Origin of the sequence: Sandarakinorhabdus sp. (assembly GCF_031422795.1) — a bacterium.
Taxonomy (GTDB): domain Bacteria; phylum Pseudomonadota; class Alphaproteobacteria; order Sphingomonadales; family Sphingomonadaceae; genus Sandarakinorhabdus.
The window spans coordinates 1-5,877 of the sequence record NZ_JANPML010000446.1 but is presented as its reverse complement, the minus strand read 5'-3'; the positions used below and the strand labels follow the sequence as shown (position 1 = coordinate 5,877).

9 protein-coding genes and 1 tRNA gene are annotated in these 5,877 nt (G+C 65.4%); 2 read left to right on the top strand and 8 right to left on the bottom strand.

Features of this window, described 5'->3' with window-relative positions; translation table 11 throughout:
- Both RMO81_RS15220 and RMO81_RS15215 read right to left on the bottom strand, forming a co-directional pair.
- The coding region (locus tag RMO81_RS15220; RefSeq protein WP_310476788.1) for a divalent metal cation transporter at nucleotides 1-453 on the bottom strand (453 nt) is incomplete at its 3' end.
- Nucleotides 450-1,355, bottom strand: a complete 906-nt coding sequence (locus RMO81_RS15215; protein ID WP_310476787.1) for an acyl-CoA thioesterase II — start codon at nucleotides 1,353-1,355, stop codon at nucleotides 450-452. The genes RMO81_RS15215 and RMO81_RS15220, both read right to left, overlap by 4 nt.
- Nucleotides 1,356-1,455: 100 nt before the next feature.
- Between RMO81_RS15215 and RMO81_RS15210 the strand changes: the two genes are divergently transcribed.
- A tRNA-Asp gene (locus RMO81_RS15210) sits at nucleotides 1,456-1,532 on the top strand.
- A gap of 53 nt (nucleotides 1,533-1,585) precedes the next feature.
- Here the strand turns inward: RMO81_RS15210 and RMO81_RS15205 are convergent.
- The 6 genes from RMO81_RS15205 to RMO81_RS15180 form a co-directional block, all read right to left on the bottom strand.
- Nucleotides 1,586-2,383 (bottom strand): sterol desaturase family protein, encoded by a 798-nt coding sequence (locus tag RMO81_RS15205; protein ID WP_310476786.1) that lies wholly within the window; start codon nucleotides 2,381-2,383, stop codon nucleotides 1,586-1,588.
- Nucleotides 2,383-2,697, bottom strand: coding sequence for a chorismate mutase (locus tag RMO81_RS15200; RefSeq protein WP_310476785.1), 315 nt, complete (start codon nucleotides 2,695-2,697; stop codon nucleotides 2,383-2,385). Before RMO81_RS15200 ends, RMO81_RS15205 begins: the two co-directional genes overlap by 1 nt.
- Nucleotides 2,694-2,933, bottom strand: coding sequence for a DUF2842 domain-containing protein (locus RMO81_RS15195; RefSeq protein ID WP_310476784.1), 240 nt, complete (start codon nucleotides 2,931-2,933; stop codon nucleotides 2,694-2,696). Before RMO81_RS15195 ends, RMO81_RS15200 begins: the two co-directional genes overlap by 4 nt.
- An 11-nt stretch (nucleotides 2,934-2,944) precedes the next feature.
- Nucleotides 2,945-3,502 (bottom strand): 5-formyltetrahydrofolate cyclo-ligase, encoded by a 558-nt coding sequence (locus RMO81_RS15190; RefSeq protein ID WP_310476783.1) that lies wholly within the window; start codon nucleotides 3,500-3,502, stop codon nucleotides 2,945-2,947.
- A gap of 215 nt (nucleotides 3,503-3,717) precedes the next feature.
- Entirely contained in the window at nucleotides 3,718-4,014 is a 297-nt protein-coding gene (locus tag RMO81_RS15185) for a cell division protein ZapA (protein ID WP_310476782.1), read from the bottom strand.
- A gap of 4 nt (nucleotides 4,015-4,018) precedes the next feature.
- Nucleotides 4,019-4,180 (bottom strand): hypothetical protein, encoded by a 162-nt coding sequence (locus tag RMO81_RS15180; protein ID WP_310476781.1) that lies wholly within the window; start codon nucleotides 4,178-4,180, stop codon nucleotides 4,019-4,021.
- A gap of 254 nt (nucleotides 4,181-4,434) precedes the next feature.
- On the opposite strand from RMO81_RS15180, the gene RMO81_RS15175 reads away from it, so the two are divergent.
- On the top strand, nucleotides 4,435-5,877 hold a 1,443-nt coding region (locus tag RMO81_RS15175; protein ID WP_310476780.1), incomplete at its 3' end, for a transketolase.

Sequence of the window (5,877 nt, the reverse complement as noted above, 5' to 3'; positions counted from 1 at the left end):
GACATAGCGATGATAGGGCACGAAAATCTGCAGCCCCAGCGACAGCACGGCAAAGCCCACCATCAGCGGCAGGCGCGGCAAGCCGGTGACCAGGCGCGCGGCCTCGCCCATGGCGGCGATATCGGCGGCGATGTTGAAGATGTTGGCGCCGAGCAGCATGAGCACCACTGCCCAGACCGCGCTGCGCGGCAGATGCGTGGCCAGATTGGCGGCCAGCCCCTTGCCCGTGACGCGGGCAATTTCGGCGCAGGTGAACTGAAAGGCGGTCAGGAACGGCCAGGCCAGCACCACTGGCCATAGCAGCGCAAAGCCATAGGCGGCGCCGGCCTGGGAATAGGTGGCGATGCCGGAGGGATCGTCATCAGCAGCGCCGGTGACCAGCCCCGGCCCCAATGCCGAATGATAGGCCGGCTTTTTCAGCCGGTGGGAAAGGACGGTGCGGGGTTTCGTCATGGCCGATAACGGATCAGGCCTTCCTGCATCAGCGTGGCGATCGGCCGGCCATTGATATCGTGCACGATGGCCCGGTTGATGCCGCGGCCACCGCCGGCCATCGGCGAATCCTGATCGAACAAATGCCATTCGTTCATGTCGGGCGTCTGATTGAACCAGATGGCGTGATCGAGGCTGGCGGTTTGCAGCGCTGGATTGGCCCAGCTGATGGCGTGCGGCGCCAGGCAGGTGTCGAGCAGGCTCATGTCGCTGGCATAGGCAAACAAGCAGCGTTGCAGCACCGGATCGGCGGCCTGTTCCGGCGTGAGCGGCGACGCAAGGCGCACCCAGTGATGCTGCTGCGGCGGGCGTTTCTGCGGATTGAAGAAATCATCGCTTTCCACGGCGCGCACATCCAGCGGGCGTTCGCGGGTCAGCCAGATGGTGCGCCACGGTTCCGGCGCGTGCGGCGCGTTGCGGCGGGCCCATTCCGAATCGCTTTCCAGCCCATCTGGATGCGGCACATCCGACGGCGGCGACACGGCATGTTCCAGACCGTCTTCGGCGACCTGAAAACTGGCCGCCATGTTGAAGATCGGCCGGCCTTTCTGGATCGCCACAACCCGCCGCGTGGTGAAGCTGGCGCCGTCACGGTCACGCTCCACCTTGTAGACGATGGGCAGTTTTGGATCGCCGGGCCGGATGAAATAGCTGTGCAGGCTGTGGCACAGGCGTCCCGCTTCCACCGTCAGGCTGGCGGCCATCAGCGCCTGCGCGACGACCTGGCCGCCATAGACACGGATCCAGCCTTCATCGGTGGACTGGCTGCGGAACAGATCGGTCTCGATCTCTTCCAGATTGAGCAGGCCAAGCAGGCGAGCGACCGCGCGTTTGGGGTCGGGGGTGAAGGCAGGCGGTTCCATCCGTCCTCCCTAGCCGATTTCAGCCTGTTCACAACATCCGCGCATAACTCTGCTTGACAGGGCGGCGCACCCTCCATATCAGCGCGGCTCCACAGCGCATGCGGGTGTAGCTCAGTTGGTTAGAGCGTCGGCCTGTCACGCCGAAGGTCGCGGGTTCGAGCCCCGTCACTCGCGCCACTTTCCGCAAAGGAACAGTGGCAAAACAAGCACCGCTCGCTGTGGAAATCCGGTCAGTTTCGTGATGGTTTGAAGGGCTGCAGCAGCAACCGGTCGAGCCATTGCGCGCGTGGTTCGCGGAAATCATCAAGGCCGATCATCATGGTGGCATGGCCATCGCGCGGCTGCGTGGCCAATGATCCGAACATGCGGTCCCACAGCGACAGGTTGAAACCGAAATTGCGGTTCATTTCACGCCCAAGCACGCTGTGGTGCACGCGGTGCAGATCAGGCGTTACCAGCACCAGGCGCAGGCGGCGCTCCAGCCAGGCCGGCAGGCTGACATTGCCGTGATTGAACAGGGCCGTGGCGTTCAATATCACTTCGAACAGCAGCACCGCCAGCGCCGGCGCGCCCAGCAGCGCCACCACGGCCAGCTTGATCACCATGGACAGCATGATTTCCAACGGGTGGAAGCGCAGCGCCGTGGTCGTGTCGAAGGCCGGATCGGCGTGGTGCACCCGGTGCAGCCGCCACAGCCACGGGATCAGGTGGAACAGGCGGTGCTGCCAATAGATGGCGAGATCGAGCAGAATGATGGCCAGCAGCACGGCAAGCCAGCCGGGCAGGGCGACCGCGTTGAACAGGCCGATGCCGCGCTGCGCCATCGCGCCGGCAAAGCCCACCGCCAGCACTGGAAACAGCAACCGCAGCAGCAGCGTATCCAGCCCGACCAGCGCCAGATTGTTGAGGCGGCGCACCCAATTGCCGGCCACAGGCGCGCGGCGCGGGTTGAGGGCTTCCCAGAGCAGCATGGCCGCCAGCACGCCGGCAAAGGCGGCGAGGCGAATGGCCGGCTCGTGTGCCAGCATCAGGCGACCTTCGCGTGCAGCTGCTCCCAGCGCACCAGTTCGTGGGCGATGGAGGCTTCGACCAACGCTTCCCACAGGTTTTCGGCCAAACCGGGCGGCAAGCCTGCGGCGGCAGCAGCAGCGCTGGCGTTGGCAATCACCTGGGCCTTGCGGGCTTCATCGCGGACATGGTCGCGGTTCGGCTTGATGCGGGCGGCGGCATCCATATAGCCGAAACGGCGGGCGAGCAGCGCGACCAGTTGCTGATCCAGCGCATCCACCCCGGCGCGCACGTCCAGCATCGTCTGGCAGGCTTCCGGGGGCTTCACGCTCATTTCTGCCTCCAGCGGCCGGTGTTCATCCACAGGAACAATGGCTTCAGCGGCGCCACCCAGGCGATGCCGGCCACCAGATAGGCCAAGGTTTCCAGCCAGCGCGGCAGGCCCGTCAGATAGTCCGACAGCACCGACACGATCACGGCATAGACTGCGATATAGGCGATCAGGCCCAACATGCCGACCGGCTTGCGCCAGCTCGGTTCGGGCGGAATACGATGCGGGGCCAGATCCATAGCGAGCGGCCTTATCGCCATTTGCGGCAATCGACCAGACGCTGCGGCGTCGCGACCATATCCAGCGGCATGTCCCACGGTTCGGCGGGCAGGGCCGGGGCGATCTGGCATTCCCACGCGATCCCGATCGCCAGCACCGGATGGCGGCTGCGCAGCGCGGCCAGTGCCCGATCATAATAGCCGCGGCCCTGGCCCAGCCGCACGCCAGACAGCGTGACCGCCACCAGCGGCACCAGCAGCACATCGGGCTGCACCACGGGCGCGGTGGCAGGCGGTTCGGGGATGGATTGGAAGCCGGGTTTCAGCTGGCTCCATTCGGCCTGATGGAACACGATGTCTTGCCCGGCGATGCGCGGGAAGGCGTGCGGGCCGAACGATTTCTCGATCCACATCGGGTCGATCTCGTCGCCGATGGCGGCATAGCTGCCCGCCATGCCAATATTTGTAAGCGCCGGGGCCGTGATGGGCGCGAGCGCACGTTCCAATGCTTCGCGTTCGCCTTTGGCCAGACCGGCCACGAAGGCCTTGCGGGCAGCGCGAAACTGGCGGCGCAGGTCGGTCTTGTTCACATCTGGCCTTTGGATGGGTGGTGTGGCGGGACCACCATGGGCCGTTGGCCTTGAAGATCCTCTGACGCCAAAACGTCAGGTGGGAGCCAGTTGTGGCAGACCAGGGTCCACCCAGTGCCAGCCCCCGATAGGATGATTATCGCCTCAGGGATGCTTGCTCGCTCGTACCGGGCAGTGCCCGCCACCTGCTGATATAGGCCTGCTCGGCCATAAGCTCAAGGGCGGGCCAGCGTTTCCAGCCGCTCGACAATGCGGGTAAGGCGGGTGATGTCCATCATCGGCGGCGTGGCGGCCGCTGGCGCGACACCAGCACGGGTGTCGGACAGCTCATCGGCAAGCATCAGCGCCGTCATCACCAGCAACTGGCCTTCGGGTACGCTGCCCAAGGAAGCCGTGATGCTGTCGGCGCGGACAGCGATTTCGTCGCCCAGGCGTGAAATACGGTCCTCATCGCCATCGCGGCAGCTGATGCGATAGGTGCGCCCAGTGATGGTGAGCAGTGCCTGGCCCATGACGTCAATCCTGCCCGATGAGTTGATCAAGGGCGCGCACGGCTTCGGCGGCGGCCGTTTCGATGCGTTGCAGGCGCACGCGGTCGTCAGCGGCGGCAGTGGCTTCGACGCTCCGGCGCGTCTCGATTGCGGCCAGCGCCGTTTCGAGTCGCACAAGCAGGTTCATCAATTCCGAAATCGCCCCACTCCCCCGCAAACACACTATTGCCAGCTCAATGGCTTGCGCGATGTTTATAAGACGCGATGTCAGCCCGGGTCAAGCCGGCTGCTTGGCGCAATCGCAGTGAACGCCAATTGGAAGGTTGACGCATGCGCGCAGGCTGGGCCAAAGCCGCCCGCAAACGTCACTCACCAACGGGAATCGCTCCCGACCGCGCCGGCCAACTGGCCAGTGCGGATGGTTAATCAGGAACGGCCGTCATGACCGATCTCTCGCGCTGCGCCAACGCCATCCGGGCGCTCGCCATGGATGCCGTCGAAGCTGCCAACAGCGGCCACCCCGGCATGCCGATGGGCATGGCCGATGTGGCGACCATATTGTTTGCCAACCATCTGAAATTCGATCCCGCTACCCCGCGTTGGCCCGATCGCGACCGCTTTGTGCTGTCGGCCGGCCATGGCTCGATGCTGATCTATGCGCTGCTGCATCTGACCGGCTATGCCAGCCCGACGCTGAACGACATCAAGAACTTCCGCCAGTGGCACAGCCCGTGCGCCGGCCACCCGGAAAACACCGAACTGCCCGGCGTTGAATGCACCACCGGGCCGTTGGGGCAGGGCCTGGCCATGGCTGTCGGCATGGCCATGGCGGAACGGCATCTGAACGGCGTGTTCGGTGATGCGCTGGTGGATCATCACACCTGGGTTGTGGCCGGCGACGGCTGCCTGATGGAAGGTATCAGCCAGGAAGCCATCTCGCTGGCCGGCCACCTGAAGCTGGGCCGCATGAACGTGATCTGGGACGACAACAAGATCTCCATCGATGGCCCGGTCAGCCTGTCATCGTCGGAAGACATGGCGGGGCGCTTTGCTGCGGCGGGCTGGCATGTGGTGGCCTGCGACGGCCATGATTTCGCCAGCATCGATGCAGCGTTGACCGCTGCCAAGGCAGATCCACGCCCCAGCCTGGTTGCCGCGCGCACCACTATCGGCAAGGGCGCGCCGACCAAGGCCGGCACCAGCGGCGTTCACGGCAGCGCACTGGGCGCCAAGGAAATCGAAGGCGCGCGTGCGGCGCTGGGCTGGGCCCACGGCCCGTTTGAAATTCCGGCCGATGTGAAAAGCTGGTGGGAGGGGCTGGGCGCGCGCGGTGCCGCCGCCCGAACCGAATGGGAAGCGCGACTGGCCGCCAGCGCCGATGCCGCCGAATTCACCCGCCGCATGGAAGGCCGCCTGCCGGCTGCCGATCCGATGCCGGCCTATCTGGGCAGCCTGGTGGCCACGCCGCCCAAGGTTGCCACCCGCAAATCCAGCGAAATGGCGCTGGATGCGCTGGTGCCGGCGCTGCCCGAATTGCTTGGCGGCTCGGCGGACCTGACCGGTTCGAACAACACCAAGGCCAAGGGCCAGGCGCTGTTCACCGCTGATGATTACAGCGGGCGTTACGTACACTACGGCATTCGCGAATTCGGCATGGCCGCTGCGATGAACGGCATGGCGCTGCACGGCGGGGTGATCCCCTATGGCGGCACCTTCCTGGTGTTCACCGATTATATGCGCAACGCCATCCGCCTGGCCGCCATCCAGCAGATCCGCGTCATCCATGTTGGCACGCACGACAGTATCGGGCTGGGCGAAGATGGCCCCACCCACCAGCCGATCGAGCATCTGGCGAGCCTGCGCGCCATGCCCAATCTGGCGGTG